This window comes from Duganella sp. GW821-FHT01E12 (assembly GCF_059422325.1).
The window spans coordinates 111,075-127,703 of record NZ_JBWKWR010000003.1 but is presented as its reverse complement, the minus strand read 5'-3'; the positions used below and the strand labels follow the sequence as shown (position 1 = coordinate 127,703).

The following is a 16,629-nucleotide window of genomic DNA, read 5'->3' as shown; positions in this document are numbered from 1 at the left end:
CCCCCCCCCCCCCCCCCCCCCCCGGTACCACCTATTTGAAGCTGTAGTCCAGGCTGACGTAGACATAGCGGCCGCGCGGATCGCCCCAGCTGTCGTTGTAGCCCAGCGAGGAACCGGGGTCGAAGGCCGGATCGCGGTTGAACACATTGTTGGCGCCGACCCGGATCACGGCGTTCTTGATGCCGGAATAGCCGACCGACGCGTCCATCGTGGCGATGGCGGGAATGCGGCGTCCCTTGGCGTAGAAGTCATACCATTGGTTCTGCACCGCCGACGGCGAACGGTCGACCTTGGTGCCGGCCACGTACTTGACGATGCCGGTGGCGCTCCACGGTCCCAGGTCCCAGTTCAGGCCCACGTTCGCCAGCACGCGCGGATTGCCGTACTCGCCCGCATCGCACGAGGTGTTGTTCGGGCAGTTGATGTAGACGTTGTCGGCCAACAGCACCGTGTCGTAGCGCAGCGTGTAGTTGGCGTCGCCAAACACCTTGAAGCGGCCCAGCTTGTCGGTGCGGAAGGTGTAGGACGCATCCAGGTCGATGCCGCTGGTGTGCGACTGGAAGCGGTTGACCCAGCCGGTCTTGATGTTGGACAGCTCACCACGCAAAGGCCCCAGCCGCGCCTTTTCGGCCGCCGACAGCGCCGCATAGGCCGCGATATCGTCGGCCGTGACGGCGTCGCGCGTCACGTGCGACTTGTAGGCGCCGTCTTCGTTTTCAAGCACCGTCGTGTTATCCAGCACGTCGATCTTGTTTTTCCACTTGATGTCGTAGTAGGTCAGGCCGATGTTCAGGTCCTTGAGCGGCTCGATGACGAAGCCGATGTTGTACTGGTTCGATTTTTCCGGCTGCAGGTCCTTGGTGCCGACGTTGGACGCCTTCACGTAGCGGGTGCAATAGGTATCGAAATAGACATTGCCCTCGATGCAGCGGTGCGGGTCCTTGGTCGCAGAGAAGGAATCCCTGCCTTCGCTGAAGCGCTGCGGCAGCGAAGGCGCCACCATGCCGGTGCTGTAGTTCGCGCGCAGCATGATCTCCCTGGTCGGCTTCCACTTCAAGCCCAGCTTGGGATTGGTGGTGGAACCGGCCAGCTCGTATTTGTCGTAGCGCACGGCGGCCTGGGCCTCCAGCGTTTTCAGCAGCGGCAGGCTCAGCTCCGCGTACACGGCCGACAATTTTTCCGAACCGGAGATCGGCGGCAGCACCGCGTACTGGCCCAGCAAGCCCTGCTGCCAGTCCTGCGACGGCGTGTACGACAGCGAATTCTTGCGCAGCTCGGAACCGACCGAAACGCCGACCTTCCCGCCCGGCAGCTCGCCGAATTCGGTCGCGGCCTGCAGCTTGATGGAATCGGTCTTGCTGCGGGTCTTCACGTACATCTCGCCCGACAGCTCGCGGATCAGGGCGTCCGAATTGCTGTTCGCGCCGAAGGGATTGAAGCGGCCGTCGTCGACCGCCTTGTTCAGCTCCTCCAGCTTGTAGGCGCCCAGGGTGTCGGTGCGGCCCGATTCCTCGCCGTGCGACAGCGTGGCGGACCAGTCCCAACCTCCCAACTCGCCTTTGAGGCCGGTCAGCAGCCAGAGGTTGTCGACGTTGGTCTTGATGCCGCCCTCGTAGACCGGGAAGTCGCGCCGCACCGTCACCGGCTTGCCGTAGGTGTTGAACGGATTCGAGGCCGGGATCACCAGGTTGTTGCGCGCGCGGTTCTGCAGCCAGGACGACTGGCCGACGATGCGCTTGTCGAAGTTGGTGAAGAAGGCGTTGGCGAACAGCGTCAGGTCCGGCGCGATGTCCCAGTTCAGCGCGGCGGTGGCGCCGGCGCGGCGCGACGGCTTGACCAGGTCGGTGAATTCCGCCGTCGCCGACAGGCAGCCGTTGCGGGTCGGCGAAGGGAACCATTCGGCGCCGCTCGGATACGGCAGCTTGGAGCCAGGCAGGCAGCCGGGGTCGGGGAAGCGGTTGCCGCCGATCGACAGCGTGCCGGCGTCGGTGCCGTGGGCGCCGTAGACGTTGGCGTACTGCAGGCCGCCGCTGGCGCCGAAGTCGATGTGGTTGGCCCAGTCGCGGTCGGTGCCCTTGATGCGCTTGGTGTCCTCGTACATCGCGGCGTAGGTCAGGTTGAATTTCTGCGTGGCGCGGTCGCCGTAGCCGCCGGCCACCGACAGCTTGCGCACGTCGCCGCCGCCCAGCGTGGTGGCGCCATAGCTGGTGCTCAAGTCCGTGCCCTGGTAGTTCTGGCGCATGATGAAGTTGATCACGCCGCCCACCGCGTCGGTACCGTAGATGGCCGAGGCGCCGTCCTTGAGCACCTCGATGCGTTCGATGGCCGCCAGCGGCAGCATGTTCAAGTCCACCGAGGTGAAGCCGTTGGAATCGTCCGAGCCGGACACCGGCAGGCGGTTGCCGTTCAACAGGATCAGGGTGGGCATGCCGCGCAGGCTGGCCGTGGTGGCGCCGTTGCGGAAGTCGTTGCCGCCGCCGAAATCGCGGCCGTTGCCGCCGACCGAAGGCAGGTTGCGCAACACGTCCAGCACCGAGGTCGCGCCGGAGCGCTTGATGTCCTCCTTGGTGATCAAGGTCATCGGCGAGACGCCCTCCTGCGCCACGCGCTTGATGTTACTGCCGGTGATTTCCACCCGCTCCATCTTGGCGTCCGGTTGCTCCTGCGCCAGCGCCACTGTCATGGCTTGGGCCGACAACAACGCCAGCGCCAACTTCACCCAGCGCACACCTATTTTTTCCTGCAACATCATGCTCGTCTCCTAGTGATAACGTCCCCCATCGACAGTGCGGGATCGTAATAAAACTGCCGGTTTGCTTCGATAGCGCGCTCAACGAGGCTATCGAATCGCAACAGAGCTTACGTGGCCCCGATGCGGACGTCTTGGCAGTCTTGGTACAGGAAACGAGCGAAATCGGCACAACCGCCCGGCTCGGAGTCAGACGATGCGCAACGCGAACGCATAGGGCAGCGCCGGCGCGGCGGCCGGCAGCGTCACCTGCAGGCCGTCCGCCGTTTGCTGGAAGGCCAGCGATGCGCCGCCCACCAGCCCGACTTGCGCAATGTCCCGCTTCAGGTGCGGGCCGCCGGCGCGCATGGCCTTGATCGTCACCTTGCCGTCGGCAGGCCAGCCCATGACGAAGGCATACACCGCCGCGCCCTTGACGGTGAAGCGCACGTCGGCCGCCGAGAACGGCTTGTTCTTGCCCTCGTTGAAGCCCGCGCCCGACATCGGTGCCGAGGCCTCCTCCATCACCGGCCCTTCGCCGAACACAGCCCACGGGCGGCTGTCGTAGATGCCCTCGCTGTTGACCGCCATCCAGCGGCCGATTTCCTCGACAATGTCGCGCTCCAGCGGATCGATGGTGCCGTTGCCGCGCACCGGGACGTTGAGCAGCAGGTTGCCGTTCTTGCTGACCACGTCGATCAGCGTGTGCACCACCGTCTGCGCGCTCTTGTACGATTTGTTGTCGTAGACGCGGCGGTCGTAGTGCCAGCTGCCGATGCAGGTGCAGGTCTGCCACGGCAGCGGTTCGATGGTGTTGCTCTGGCCGCGCTCGATGTCCCACACCATGGTCTTGCGCTGCTGCTCATTGAGGATCTTGCCGTTGACCACGGCCTCCAGCTTGCCCTTTTTGGCGATGCTGCGGTTGTACAGGTGCGCGGTCAGACGCAGGCCGACGTCGCTGACCGGATACAGCGGCAGTTCGGTGTCGTCGAAGTAGACCAGATCGGGATCGTAGTTGTTGATCAGCTCCATGGTGCGGTCGTAGAACTTCTCGCAGTAGGCCTGGTCGGGGGCGGACGCGCCGTCGCCCCAGTGCCACTGGTCGCCGCCCACGCCGGCGCCGCCGCCCTTGCTCAGCGCATGGTTCTGCGCGTACAGCGCCTGCGGGTCGAGGCCCGCCCACCACTTGCCCTTGCCGTCGGCCTTGGTCAGGCGGCCATCGTAGGGCACGCCGGCGTATGGACCTTGCTTGTCGGCGCCCTGCGCCGTCTCGTACCAGGTCCAGGCGTGGGCCGCGTGCACGCTGACGCCGAAACGCAACCCCTGCTTGCGGGCCGCCTTGGCCCAGCCGCCGATCAGGTCCTTCTTCGGGCCGACCTTGGTCGAGTTCCATTGCGGCTGGTACTTGCTGGCGTACAGGTCCAGATTGTCGTGATGGTTGGCCAGGGCGACGAAGTATTTCGCGCCGGCTTTCTTGTACAGCGCCACCAGCGCTTCCGGGTCCCAGCGCTCGGCCTTCCACTGGTGGATCACGTCCTTGAAGCCGATCTCGGACGGATGGCCGTACTTCTCCAGGTGGTAGCGGTAGTGGTCGCTGCCTTCCTCGTACAGGCCGCGCGCATACCAGTCGCCATGTTCCGCTTCGCACTGCGGGCCCCAGTGCGCCCAGATGCCGAACTTGGCGTTGCGGTACCAGTCCGGCGTCTGGTAGGCCGCCAACGAATCCCAGTCCGGCTTGAACGGGCCGGGCGCCATCGTCTCGTGACCGCCGAACGGCGCCGCCTTGGCTGCGAAGGTAAAGGGGGATAGCGCCAGGGCCGGAATGGCCGCGCCAAGGTGCCGCAATAATTCTCGTCTCTTCATTTTTGGTTCCATCGTGGATTCGGGAAGTCCTGCGCGCATTGTCCGAGCTAGTGCCTGGAGGCGCAATTATGAAAACCACCATTGCGGTTCATAAAATCAGGCAACTGCTTATGCCGGGGCATGCTGCTGAAAGCTGCTGGTCCGACATTCGCGCCCTTGGGGCGGGAGGCATGGTGAGCCGCAGTCTATCCGGACGCGGTAACATCGTCACCAACATGTGTACGCGAAAGTGGCACAATAGCGAGGAACGGATCGCCATCGAACTGGATTACAAAGGAGATATCATGAAATACCAAGCCGTATTGCTGTTGACGGGATTGATGTTGATAAGCGGCGGCGCGTCCGCCGCCGGCTGCGTTAAAGGAGCGGCAGCAGGCGCGGTGGTTGGCCACGTTGCCGGACACCATGCGGTGGCCGGAGCGGTAGGAGGTTGCCTGGTTGGCCGTCATATGGCTAAGGAAAAGGCAAAAAAGGAGAAGGCGGAGGCTGACGCCAAGAAGGCGCAGCAGAATACCCAACCAATACCCGCGAAGTGATATTGAATACGGCATACGCCAAAGCGGGGCCTCGCGCGTCCTGGGCTAAGGTTTAGCTGGAGCAGACGCCAACCCGTCCAGCCGCTGGCAATGCGGCCTCACTGCGCCGCTGCGGGCGCGCCATCACCTTGGCGAAAGATGCGCTGCGCGTAGTGATACAGGTTGTCCGCCCAGCTCTCGCGGTCATGGCCGTGCTCATCCACATTCCAGACGTGCGCGATGCCGTGCTCCCTCAGGTAGCGGTGCAGGGTTTGCGAACCGGCGATCAGCCCGTCCTGATTGCCGCAGGACAGATACAGCAGCCGAGGCCGGCCACCTCCGCGTTCCGGCAGCAGTTCGGCCGCCGCCTTCAGGTTGGGCGCCGCCGAGAAGGCGCCGACCCAGCCGAAGGTCTCGGGATGGCCCAGCCCGATGTTCAGCGCCTGTCCGCCGCCCATCGACAGCCCGGCGATCGCGCGCTGGCCGCCGCCGGCCTGCGTCGGGTACTTGGCGTCGATGGCCGGCACCAGCACCTGCGGCAGCTCGCGCTCGAAGGCGGTGAAGCCGGCGATGTGCGCCGGCGTGAAGGTGCGCTCACCCGGCGGCGGGCGGTCGTCGGCCAGGGCGCGGCCGTTGGGCATGACGACGATCATCGGCACAGCCTTGCCGTCGGCGATCAGGTTGTCGAGGATGGCCTGCGCGTGCACATAGCCGCGCCACTCGTCGTGGTTGCCGGCGATGCCGTGCAGCAGGTAGAGCACCGGGTAGCGCCGCTGCGCGGTATAGCCGGCCGGCAGGTAGACGTTGGCCTTGCGCCGCGTGCCGGTGATGCTGGAATCGTAGCTGAACTCTTCGATCCGGCCCTGCGCCACACCGGGCCGCGCCTGGTCGAAACCGGCCGGCGCGGCGGCGAAGGCGCGCACGTCGTCGGCCGCCAGCACCACCGGCTGCGCCGGGCGCGGCTGGTTGAGCAGGCGCTCGATGTCCGGCCGCATCGCGGCTGCCCAGATCCGGTAGCCCTTCTCCGACAGGTGCAGGAAGTCCGGCTGGTTATCGGCCGACAGCGTGCCGTCGGCGGCGATGAAGTAGGCGCCGTAATCGCGGAAGAACACGTGCTGGCCATCGTCCAGCGTCGCCACCATCTTGTCGAGCGCGACGATACGCTGGCGCACCGGTTCATCGGGCTTGGCGCCGGAGGGCAGCACGGCGTTAAGCAGGATGCGCGCCGCCGGATACTGCGCGCGCAGCCGGCCGACCACGGCCTGGATGCCGCCGAACACCTGTTCCGGCGCTTCGCCGCACAGATTGAGGTTGTTCACGCCGATCAGCAGCACCACCAGTTTGGGCTGGAGCCGCGCGATGGCCGGGTCCTGCAGGCGCCACAGCACGTTGCCGGTATGGTCGCCGCCGATGCCGAAGTTGGCCGCCTTGAGCTGGCCGAAGTTGGCGTCCCAGACCGGCTTGGACCACATCTCGGTGATCGAATCGCCGAGGAACATCACATCGATCCCGCCTTGGGCGGCGCGCGCCACCTGCTCCGCGTGCATGCCGCGCCAGCGCTCGATCGACATCCACGGGTACTCGACCTTGCGCGGCGCCGCCGTCAGCGCGCATGGCTGCGGGGACGCGGTTGCGGCAGCATCGGCGGCGATGGCGCCATGGACGGTCAGGGCGGTCATCAACGACAGGGCCAGGCGGCTGGACATGCGGGTCATCCTTTTCTTTTCGGTGGGCTGCAGCGATTTTGCAGCAGGTCCGCTAGCCGTTGGCGGACAACAGCTCCGGCGCGTCGAAATCGCGGTCCCGGTAGGCGCGTGGCGTACAGCCCAGTTCGCGCTTGAACACCAGGTGCATGTACTGGGTCGAGCCGAAGCCGCAGCCCAGCGCCACCTCGGCAATGCTGCGCTCGCCGCTGTCCAGGCCGGCCTTGGCCGCCTCCAGCTTGTAGCGCAACACGACGTCATGCACGCTGCAGCCCAGCTCCTGGCGGAAATACGCCTCCAGCGAAGACCGCGACACGCCCAAGTACATGGCCACCTGATGGCTCTTGAGGCTTTCGCAAGCATGTTGGCGGATGTAGTAGCAGGCCCGCATCACCAGCGGATGCCCGGCCGTCTGGTGCAGGCTGGACGCGAGCACCTTGATGCCGGCCGGCGGCACCAGCACCGGCGCGTTGGGCACCCGCACCCGGTGCAGCTTCTGGCTCAGCAGATGGGCCGCCGTGCGCCCCATCTCGCGCGCGCCATGCATGACGGAGCTCAGCGGGATGGGAGTGAGCAGCCGCACCAGCGGATCGTTGTCGATGCCGACCAGCGCCACCTCGCCCGGCACCGCGATGCCGGCCATGCTGCACGCCTGCAGCAACTGGCGGGCGCGGGCGTCGGTCACGGCGATGATGCCGATCGGCTTGGGCAGGCTGCGCAGCCATTCGACCTGGCCGTGCAGCGCCTCGTCCCAGGAACAGGGGGCGGTCGCGCAGCCGCGGAAGACCTCGGCTTCGCTGCGGTCGTTCCACATCAGGCGGCGGAACGCGTGTTCGCGCTCCTGGGCCCAGCGGTTCTCGGCCGCCTCGGGCAGGCTGAACATAGCAAAGCGCTGCAGGCCGACGTCGATCAGATGCTCGCGGGCCTGCTTGACCAGCTGGAAGTTGTCGGTCGCCACATAGGGCACGCCGGGCGGATACTGGTCCTCGGCGGCGTAGGAGCCGCCCACCGCCACCACCGGCAGTTGACAATCGGACAAGGCAGCCGCCACGTCCGGATCGTCGAAATCGGCAATGATGCCGTCCCCCTGCCAGTTGCCGATGCCGGCCAGGCGCAGGCAGAAATCCTCTTCCAAAAACACTTCCCAGGCCACGCGCGTGCTGCCCAGGTAATCGGCGATGCCTCCCAGTACCTCCCTGTCAAAAGTCTTGTTGGCGTTGAACAGCAGTGCAATCCGGTATGCCTTGGTCGCGCCCATATCAGGTCCGCGCCTTGCGTGCATCGTTCGGCGGTGTCCAGGTCGTCATAGTCTCCTCCTTCGTTATTTTTCATACCCTCTCGGCTTTGCCGGAGCGTTGCGTAGAGGATAGAAATTTCAGCGGGACGGGAGGTAGCGCTCATGCTGGAATTGCTAGCAAAACGAAGAAAATTGAAGAATTAATGACGATAGTGTTAGGCCTCGGCGACGGGACAGGCGCTGCGGAAGGCCTTGGGCGTGCAGCCGTACTCCTCCTTGAACAGCTTGTTGAAATAGGAAACATTGGCGTAGCCAACCGAATAGGCGATCTCCGCCACCGTGGCCGTGTCTTTCTCGGCCAGCAACCGCGCCGCCTCGGTCAGCCGCAACTTGTTCAGGTAGCCGCTGAAGGTGTAGCCGAATTCGGCTTTCAGGATGTCGTTCACCTTGTTGCGGTTGACCCCGGTTTCCTCGACCACCCGGTCCAGGTCCAGTTCCGCCTCGGCGTAGCGGCTGGCGATGAATTGCAGGACGACCGTCTTTTCCTTGTCGCGGTGCGGCTCCAGCGAAAGTTGTTGATATGCAACAAACGGCAGATCCTTTTGCAGCTTGCCTTTGACGTCGCCGATCAGCGCCTGCGCATGTTGCCTGAAGAACCACACGCCGAAGCCACTCCAGGCGACGATCAACAGCACCCCGAACAGGACCAGATAGCGGCGGTCGCGGCCTTTCAGATCCAGCTCGCGGATCTGCACCTCCAGGCTGAGCTCGCGCGGACTCTGCGGCGTGCTGCCGATGGCGATCTTGGGAACCTTGTCGAGTTTATAATTGTGTAGCGACAAGGCCTGTTGCGCCAGCAAAAACCACCATTGCGGCGTTTCCAGCCGCGTCAGGTCCAGCTCGACGCGCGATTCGTTCTCATCGCAGGAAAAATAGGACAAGGGCGTGCGGTAGCCCAGAAACTCCGGCTGATCGGAGCGCCTGCCGACGAAGGTCGGAATGCTGAGCGCCAGCGTATTGGCAGGCGCGCACTTCACCAGCAGGGAAATCGAGGAGTAGCGCGACAGGTCGATGTGGGCCGGCTGGCCCTTGGCGTCGACGAATTGCAGTTCGGCGCCGGCGAAGCCCTCGTCGGTCTTGGCGATGCGGAAGTCGAAGCGGAGCCGCTGCTGAGCTTCATGCAAATGCAGGATGGCCTTGCCGCCGGGGCGGGTATCCCAGCTCGGCTCGCCCCTCCAGGCCAGCGGGCTGTCGGCGGCTGGCAGCAGCGATGCCTGCAAATAGCTCTGTTTTACGCAAAGATAGCCAAGGACAACGCATACAGCGATAAGACCAAAGCACCCGACTAGCGCTTTTTTATAAAATTCTTGCATTGAAAGCCTGGATCAGAGAATAGGACTGTCGCGCGCGGAACGCTGGCTGCCGGTACGCGATGTTACCTGCCCACTGATCATCTGGCAATGCGAGCACGGCTCGATTGCCACGGCAAAAAAACGGGCGGCCGAAGCCGCCCGAAAATACTACCGGAGAGGTAGTTGGAGAGCACTAAACGGGGACCGCCCGGCGCACCCGGCATTGCAGTGCCGCCTCGCAGTCCTTGAGATCCATTGTGGGTGCCGTGGCCGCGTGCGGCAATTGTCAAAACCATCAACACCGGTGTGAAATTGCGCAGCGCGCGGAAGGCCGCGACAAATCATTGACCCGGTTGGCTATTTTCATAATTGCGCGGCCCTGCTCCCAGTCTCCACAATGGCCTGCTGACCATTATGGAGACCTCGTATGCTGAAACGGACACTGCTCTCGCTGGCGTTGACGTACGCAGGCGCCGCCGCCTGCGCGCCACCACCCTTCCCCACCGTGCTGTATGGGACGGCCTACTACCACGAATACATGCCCTACGAGCGGCTCGACAAGGACGTGCAGATGATGAAGGAGGCCGGCTTCAACGTGGTCCGCCTGGGCGAATCGACCTGGAGCTTGTGGGAGCCGGAGGACGGCCGCTTCGAATACGCGTGGATGGACCGCGTCATCGACGCCATGGGCAAGGCCGGCATCAAGGTCATCATGGGCACGCCGACCTATTCGATCCCGGCCTGGATGGCGCGGCAGAATCCGGAGATCCTGGCCCGCAAGTTCAACGGCGCGCAGAACACCTACGGCATGCGCCAGAACATGAACACCGACTCGGCCGCCTACCGCTTCTACGCCGAGCGCCTGATCCGCAAGATCGCCGCGCGCTACAAGGACAATCCCAACGTCATCGGCTGGCAGGTGGACAACGAGACCGGCAGCTACGGCGCCGCCAACGACGACGTCTTCATCCGCTTCCAGCACTACCTGGAAAAGAAGTTTGGCACGCCGGAAAACCTCAGCAAGGCCTGGTTCCTCAACTATTGGGGCCAGGACCTGCACAGCTGGACCGACCTGCCGCGTCCGGACGGCGCCCAGAGCACCGGCTACAAGCTGGAGTGGTCGCGCTGGAGCCAGATGCGCGTGACCGACTTCCTCGCCTGGCAGGCCGCGCTGATCCGCGAATGCGCGTCGCCGAAACAGTTCGTCACGCACGATTTCGCCGGTTCCATGCACAGCGACGTCAACGAGGTGGACGTGGCGCGCGCGCTCGACACGCCGGCCGTCAACATCTACCACTGGGGCCAGCCCGAGTGGTACAACGGCGCCGAGCAGACGCTGCAGGCGGACTTCACGCGCTCGCTCAAGCGCGGCAACTTCCTGGTGACCGAGACCAACGCCCAGACCACCGACTGGTCCTCGTCGTTCCAGTACCCGCCGTACGACGGCCAGTTCCGCGAGGACGTCTACACCCACCTGTCGAACGGCGCCAACATGGTGGAATACTGGCACTGGGCCTCGATCCACGCCAATCAGGAAACCTACTGGAAAGGCGTGCTGTCGCACGACCTGGAACCGAACCGCGCCTACGCCGAGATGAGCCGCACCGGCCGCGAGCTGCGCAAGATCGGGCCGCGCCTGGTCAACCTGAAGCTGCACAACGACGTCGCCATCCTGTGGAGCCGCGATTCGCTCAACGCGCTCAACGACATGCCCTTCGCCAAGGACAGCCAATGGGGCGGCGGCGGCACCAAGGCCGACTACGGCGGGCTGGTGCGCCAGATGCACCGCGCGCTGTACGAGCTGAACGTCGGCGCCGACTTCGTGTTTTCCGACACGCAGGACTTCTCGGGCTACAAACTGCTGATCGTGCCGTCGCTGTACGTGGCGGACGAGGCCCTGCTCAAGCGCATCTCCGACTACGTGCGCAAGGGCGGCCGCGTGGTGATGACCTTCAAGAGCGGCTTCGCCAACGAGAACGCCGCCGTGCGCTGGACCATGGCGCCGGGGCCGCTGCGCGAGGCGCTGGGCTTCCACTATCAGGAGTTCTCCAACCTTGCTCAGCCGCTGACCCTGAAGGGCGATCCGTTCGGGGCCGGCGCTGACAACCAGGTGCGGCACTGGGCCGAGTTCCTGCAGCTGGACACGGCCAAGGCGCTGGCGTGGTACGACCATCCCTTCTTCGGCCGCTGGCCGGCCATCACGTCGAATCAGTACGGCTCCGGCAAGGTGGTCTACGAGGGCACCTACCTGTCGGACAAGCTGCAGAAGGCGGTGCTGCAGTCGTCGCTGCAGGAGTTGGGGATGTGGGCGCCGGAGCGGCAGCTGCCGGACCACGTGCATGAGCGCTCCGGCGTCAACGGCTTTGGCCGCGCGGTGCGCTACTACTTCAACTATTCCGGCGCGGCGGTCAACTTCAACTACCGCCACCAGGCCGGCGTCGAGCTGCTGGGCGCGCGCCGTGTGAAGCCGGACGAGGCGATGACGCTGGGTCCGTGGGAACTGGCCATCGTCGAGGAGGACGGCCAGAACTAAACCGGATCAGCCCCGCGCGCGCGGGGCTGGTCCGGTCGTCAGGCCTTTTTGCGGCGGCCCATGAAGGCCAGCAGGCCCAGGCCCGCGCCCAGCATCGCATAGGTGTCTGGTTCCGGCACGGCGCTGACGTCGATGTTGTCGAGCTGGTTGTAGGCGCCCGAACTCAGGCGCAGTTCGCTGATGCCGTTCCGCGCCGCGCTCCATGTCCCCATACCTTGCAGCATGCCGATCTGCTGGCCATCGGCCGACAGCGTACTGACGTCGAGGTTGTAGTCGAAGCCGGCCAGATTGAAGCGGCCGCCGCCCACCCGGGTCAGCGTGACGAACGTGTCCGTGCCATTCTCGATGCCATCGTGCCAGTTGTAGGTCTGCGGCTCGAAGGTGCCGTCGCCGACATGGGCCATGCCGGCCGCCGCGTTCGGCGCGTTCAGGGTCAGCAGGAAGCCGGCCTCTTCATAGGTCAGGTTGTTGCCGTCGTAGTGCATATTGGCCGGCAGTTCGCCGCTGTTGCCGTACATGACCAGCTCGGCCATGCCGTCGAAGGTCAACACGGCGGCGCCGGCGCTGCCGGCCAGCGCGCTCAGGCCCACACCCAGGACCAGGGCGCCGACCAACTTGTTCAATTTCATGCGATTCATTTCATTCTCCAGATTGGGTGTAATTTGTTGCGGGCCAGGCGCTTGCGTCAGCGCCTGGCCTCGAAGGTCTTAGTAGCTGAACAGCACGCCACGGCCGCCGCCGGCGGCGTACAGGCGTCCCGGCACGTTCTGGTCGGCGGCCAGCGGGCCCATGCCGCCGAACTGGTGCTTGTCGTCGTTGAAGCGGGTCCAAGTGACGCCGCCATCGTCCGACCGGTGCACGCCCGACACGCCGTTGATCACGCCGGCCACGTACACCGAGGCCGAGTACTTGGCGCCGGCCGGCGCCTTGCCCAGCGCGACCGAGGTGGCGCCATACACGTCAGGCTGGAAGGCCGACTGTCCCCAGATCGGCGCGGCCGCGCTCAGCCTGGTCCAGGTCGCGCCCGAATCGAGCGAGTGCAGGATGCTCTTGCCGTCCACCACCCAGATATCGCCTTCCGCGTTCGGATTGACCGCGATCGACGTCGCATAGAAATCGGCCGTCCATGAATTGGCCGCGAACGTGCTGCTCTCGGTGAAGGTGTGGCCGCCGTCGGTGGACGTGTAGAAGTGCGCCGTCTCCGACCATTGCACCCACCACGAGCCACCCGAGTTGTAGGCATACACCTTGTTCGGGTTCTTGCGGTCGGCCACCAGGCGGTAAGCGCGGTCGATGCCCATGTGGTTCAGGGCCGGCAGATTGGTGTAGACCCAGGTCGCGCCGTTGTCGGTCGTGTAGGCCGGCGCCGCATGGGACGGCGCCCAGACGACGTTGTTCAGCTTGGTCACGGCGAGGTTGCCCGCGCCGCTTTCGTTGGCCAGCGCGTCCGGATGGTTGGTCGCGAAACCCTTCCAGGTCACGCCGGAATCGGTGGAATAGGCGGCGGCCACGGTGCTGTTCCACACATGGCTGCCGGTGGTGGCCATATACGCGGGATTGGACCAGGCCATGTCCGAACTGTAGGTGCTGTTGAACATGCCCCACGAGCCGCGCGTCGGCGACTTGAGCAGCTCCGTCTGGACCGAGGTGCCGACGTCGCCCGCGCTGCGCACCAGCGTGTAACTGGCGCCCGGCGGCGGCGCCATCAGCGCGCTGGTGGCGGTCTCCTCGATGCCGACCGAGGCATCGGTCCAGGTCGGCTTGGCAGCCGAGGCGTTGTGGGTTTCCCACACGCCGCCGCCGTGCACGTGCAGGATGTGCTCGCGGTTGTTCGGGTCGATCTCAACGTCGTCGGTCCAGCCCGAGAAGCCATTATTGGCAGGCACGTGCGGCGCCGCCGCGGCGATCTCGCGCCAGGTCGCGCCGGCGTCGTCCGACAATTGCACCACCGGCTGGCCTTCATAGTTGCCCCAGGAGTTGGTCACGCCCAGCGCGATGCGGGTGCTGGCGCCGGTGCCGGACACCGACAGCCCGCCCATGCCGAAGTTGACCCACTGCTCGGTATCGTACTTCTTCAGCAGCGTCCAGTTGGCGCCGTCGAACTTGTACAGGCGCGAGGGGCCGCCGGCGCCGGGGCCGGAGGTCTTGGTGAAGGCCACGTACATCATACCGTCCTTGGCGCGCACCATGTGCGGCACAAAGTAGCCGGCCACGTCGGCGGGGGTGGCTATGCCGCTCCAGGTCGCGCCGCCGTCGGTGGTCTTGTACAGGCTGAAGCCCAGCCCGGCCGTGGCGGCGTAGTCCTGCGCGACCGCCGTGTAGATGGTCTGGGTGGCGCTGCCGATGCCCTTGGTGTTGGTGTCGAAGATCACCTGCTCGAAGCCGACCACGCCGTTCGAGGGGTAGGCGTTGATCTCGCTCTTGCTCATCACGTGCGTGGATAGCGACGCCACCTGGCTCCAGGTCTGGCCATAGTCGCTGCTCTTCCACATGCCGCTGGCGCGGGTGGCGTAGAACAGGATGGACGGCAGGTTCGGGTCCACCATCAGGCGTTCGCCGACGGCCCGGCCCGGGCTGTTGCTGCCCGCCGAGAACGGCAACTTGACGTACTGCCAGGTTTCGCCACGGTTGGTGGAGATGTACAGGCGGGCGTCGGCGTTTTCCGACAAGTACATGCCGGTGCCCATGTAGACGCGCTGGTCGTCGTTCGGGTCCAGCGCCATGGTTTCGCTGCCGTGGTGGTAGCCATCAATGGCGCCGAAGCCGTCGGTGATCGGCAACCAAGCCTTGGTGGCGGTGTTCCAGCGGTAGGCGCCACCCATGTCGGTGCGCGCGTACAGCACGTCCGGGCTGGTCGGATGATAGATCAGGCCGGGCACGTAGCCGCCGCCGCCGAACTTGACGCTGCCCCAGCGGGTCAGCGTCTGCGCGGTGGCGCCTCCGCTCAGCGTGAGGGTGGCCGCGGTCTGCGATGCCTTGCCGCTGTCGCTGACACTGCCGCCGCAGCCCGCCAGCAAAGCCGCCAGCAGGCCGGACAAGGCCGCCAGCAGGCCGGACAAGGCCGCGATTTGTCTCTTGTTCATATTTTTTTAACTCCAGAAAAGATGATGCAACGATGAACTACAGACGCCTAGCCGACCAGCTGCCGGACGTAGTCGGTATGGTCGGGCATGGCGTCGACGGTCTGCGCGATGGTCCGGCGCAGCTGATAGAAATGCGCGTGCACTTTGCGCAGGTCCATAAGATTGATGAGCGGATCGTCGGCCTTGGGCACGACGCCCAGCCCCGCCAGGATCGACACGTGCGACGACACGCCGAAGCCCTGCGCGTCGTAGATGACGACCCGGCCCGTCTCGCGGAACAGCTCGATCTGGTGCCTGAGCGTGTCGGGGATGGCCATGTTGGCGCAGTAGCGCCAGAACTCGGAATCGTCGCGATCGGTCAGCTTGTAGTGCAGCACGATGAAGTCGCGCACGTTCTCGTAGCGGCAGGCGACCAGGCGGTTGAACTCGTCGGCCAGCTCGGGGCGGAAATCGCGGTCGGGGAAATACTCCAGCAGCCAGCCCACCGCGTTCTCGATGATGTTGATGCTGGTCGATTCCAGCGGTTCCAGAAAGCCGCTAGACAGGCCGATGGCCACGCAGTTCTTGATCCAGGACTTGCGGCGGCGGCCGGTGGTGAAGCGCAGCTGGCGCGGATCGTCGAGCGCCCGGCCGTCCAGGCCGCCGAGCAACACGCGCGACGCCTCGGCGTCGGTGGTGAAACCGTCGCAGTAGACGTGGCCGTTGCCGGTGCGGTGCTGCAGCGGGATGCGCCATGTCCAGCCGGCGGCCTTGGCGGCCGAGATGGTGTAGGGCGTGAGCTTTTCGACGCCCTCGCACTGCACGGCCTGCGCGCTGTTACACGGCAGCATGGCGCTCCAGTCGTCGTAGCCGGCGTGGTAGACGCCCTCGATCAGCAGGCCGCGGAAGCCCGAGCAATCGATGAACAGGTCGCCCTCGACCCGGCGGCCGTCGCGCAGCTTGACGGCGACGATGTTGCCGCTCTGCGGATGCTGTTCGACCGCGTCGATGTGGCCCTCGATGCGCGCCACGCCGCGCGGCATGGCGTAGTCGCGCAGATAGGCCGCGTACAGGCCGGCGTCGAAATGGAAGGCGTAGGAATAGGCGTTGGCCGGCCCCGGCTGGTCGCCGTGCGGCGGCGTGAAGCGGTTCTGGCGCGCCATCACCGACGGCACCGACCAGTCCTCGTACGAAGGCATGTCGTGGATTTCGCGCGCCAGCCGTTGCCAGTACTGGTAGGAGGAGCGGGATTCGTTGGCCGGCACGAAATTGCCGAAGCCGTGGAAGAAGCGCTTGCCGAGGCGGCCCCAGTCCTGGAACTCGATGCCAAGCTTGAAGGTCGCCTTGGTCTTGGCGACGAAGTCCACCGGGTCCAGGCCGAGTGCCATGTTGAAGTTGCGGATGGTGGGCAAAGTGGCCTCGCCCACGCCCACGGTGCCGATTTCGGGTGACTCGATCAGCACGATCTCGCAGGCGCCGCCCAGCTTGACCGCCAGCGGCGCGGCGGTCATCCAGCCGGCGGTGCCGCCGCCGACGATCACGATCTTGCGGATAGCCTTGTCGGACATGTCTCTCTCCTTATAGTTTTTGGCGACCGTCCATGGTCTTCGACAACATCTTATTCACAAAGGCCCGC

10 protein-coding genes are annotated in these 16,629 nt (G+C 65.3%); 2 read left to right on the top strand and 8 right to left on the bottom strand.

Features of this window, described 5'->3' with window-relative positions; translation table 11 throughout:
• Positions 1-31: 31 nt before the first annotated feature.
• Positions 32-2,752 (bottom strand): TonB-dependent receptor, encoded by a 2,721-nt coding sequence (locus AC07WS_RS10570; RefSeq protein WP_494729015.1) that lies wholly within the window; start codon positions 2,750-2,752, stop codon positions 32-34.
• A gap of 186 nt (positions 2,753-2,938) precedes the next feature.
• On the bottom strand, positions 2,939-4,591 hold the full coding sequence (locus AC07WS_RS10565) for an alpha-L-fucosidase (RefSeq protein ID WP_494729014.1): 1,653 nt from the start codon (positions 4,589-4,591) through the stop codon (positions 2,939-2,941).
• A gap of 68 nt (positions 4,592-4,659) precedes the next feature.
• On the opposite strand from AC07WS_RS10565, the gene AC07WS_RS10560 reads away from it, so the two are divergent.
• Positions 4,660-5,127, top strand: a complete 468-nt coding sequence (locus tag AC07WS_RS10560) for a hypothetical protein (protein WP_494729013.1) — start codon at positions 4,660-4,662, stop codon at positions 5,125-5,127.
• Between the two features lie 98 nt (positions 5,128-5,225).
• On the opposite strand, the gene AC07WS_RS10555 is transcribed toward AC07WS_RS10560, so the two are convergent.
• The 3 genes from AC07WS_RS10555 to AC07WS_RS10545 form a co-directional block, all read right to left on the bottom strand.
• Complete coding sequence (locus AC07WS_RS10555) at positions 5,226-6,812, bottom strand: alpha/beta hydrolase-fold protein (protein ID WP_494729012.1); 1,587 nt, start codon at positions 6,810-6,812, stop codon at positions 5,226-5,228.
• A gap of 52 nt (positions 6,813-6,864) precedes the next feature.
• A complete protein-coding gene (locus AC07WS_RS10550; protein WP_494729011.1) occupies positions 6,865-8,067 on the bottom strand; it encodes a XylR family transcriptional regulator in 1,203 nt (400 codons plus the stop codon).
• Positions 8,068-8,261: 194 nt separating this feature from the next.
• Positions 8,262-9,326, bottom strand: a complete 1,065-nt coding sequence (locus tag AC07WS_RS10545) for a helix-turn-helix domain-containing protein (RefSeq protein WP_494729010.1) — start codon at positions 9,324-9,326, stop codon at positions 8,262-8,264.
• Positions 9,327-9,825: 499 nt separating this feature from the next.
• Here AC07WS_RS10545 and AC07WS_RS10540 point away from each other — a divergent pair, with 499 nt between their 5' ends.
• Positions 9,826-11,931: a beta-galactosidase gene (locus tag AC07WS_RS10540; protein ID WP_494729009.1), complete on the top strand. Its 2,106-nt coding sequence runs from the start codon at positions 9,826-9,828 to the stop codon at positions 11,929-11,931.
• Positions 11,932-11,969: 38 nt separating this feature from the next.
• On the opposite strand, the gene AC07WS_RS10535 is transcribed toward AC07WS_RS10540, so the two are convergent.
• From AC07WS_RS10535 to AC07WS_RS10525, 3 genes are all read right to left on the bottom strand, one after another.
• Entirely contained in the window at positions 11,970-12,569 is a 600-nt protein-coding gene (locus tag AC07WS_RS10535; RefSeq protein ID WP_494729008.1) for a PEP-CTERM sorting domain-containing protein, read from the bottom strand.
• A gap of 69 nt (positions 12,570-12,638) precedes the next feature.
• Positions 12,639-15,014, bottom strand: a complete 2,376-nt coding sequence (locus tag AC07WS_RS10530) for a dockerin (protein ID WP_494729007.1) — start codon at positions 15,012-15,014, stop codon at positions 12,639-12,641.
• A gap of 47 nt (positions 15,015-15,061) precedes the next feature.
• Positions 15,062-16,561: a tryptophan halogenase family protein gene (locus tag AC07WS_RS10525; protein ID WP_494729006.1), complete on the bottom strand. Its 1,500-nt coding sequence runs from the start codon at positions 16,559-16,561 to the stop codon at positions 15,062-15,064.
• Positions 16,562-16,629 lie beyond the last annotated feature (68 nt).

Bases quoted from the DNA above. Each gene is read 5' to 3' on its own strand.
- AC07WS_RS10570 (WP_494729015.1), bottom strand. From the start codon at position 2,752: ATGATGTTGCAGGAAAAAATAGGTGTGCGCTGGGTGAAGTTGGCGCTG.
- AC07WS_RS10565 (WP_494729014.1), bottom strand. From the start codon at position 4,591: ATGAAGAGACGAGAATTATTGCGGCACCTTGGCGCGGCCATTCCGGCC.
- AC07WS_RS10560 (WP_494729013.1), top strand. From the start codon at position 4,660: ATGAAAACCACCATTGCGGTTCATAAAATCAGGCAACTGCTTATGCCG.
- AC07WS_RS10555 (WP_494729012.1), bottom strand. From the start codon at position 6,812: ATGTCCAGCCGCCTGGCCCTGTCGTTGATGACCGCCCTGACCGTCCAT.
- AC07WS_RS10550 (WP_494729011.1), bottom strand. From the start codon at position 8,067: ATGGGCGCGACCAAGGCATACCGGATTGCACTGCTGTTCAACGCCAAC.
- AC07WS_RS10540 (WP_494729009.1), top strand. From the start codon at position 9,826: ATGCTGAAACGGACACTGCTCTCGCTGGCGTTGACGTACGCAGGCGCC.
- AC07WS_RS10535 (WP_494729008.1), bottom strand. From the start codon at position 12,569: ATGAATCGCATGAAATTGAACAAGTTGGTCGGCGCCCTGGTCCTGGGT.
- AC07WS_RS10530 (WP_494729007.1), bottom strand. From the start codon at position 15,014: ATGAACAAGAGACAAATCGCGGCCTTGTCCGGCCTGCTGGCGGCCTTG.
- AC07WS_RS10525 (WP_494729006.1), bottom strand. From the start codon at position 16,561: ATGTCCGACAAGGCTATCCGCAAGATCGTGATCGTCGGCGGCGGCACC.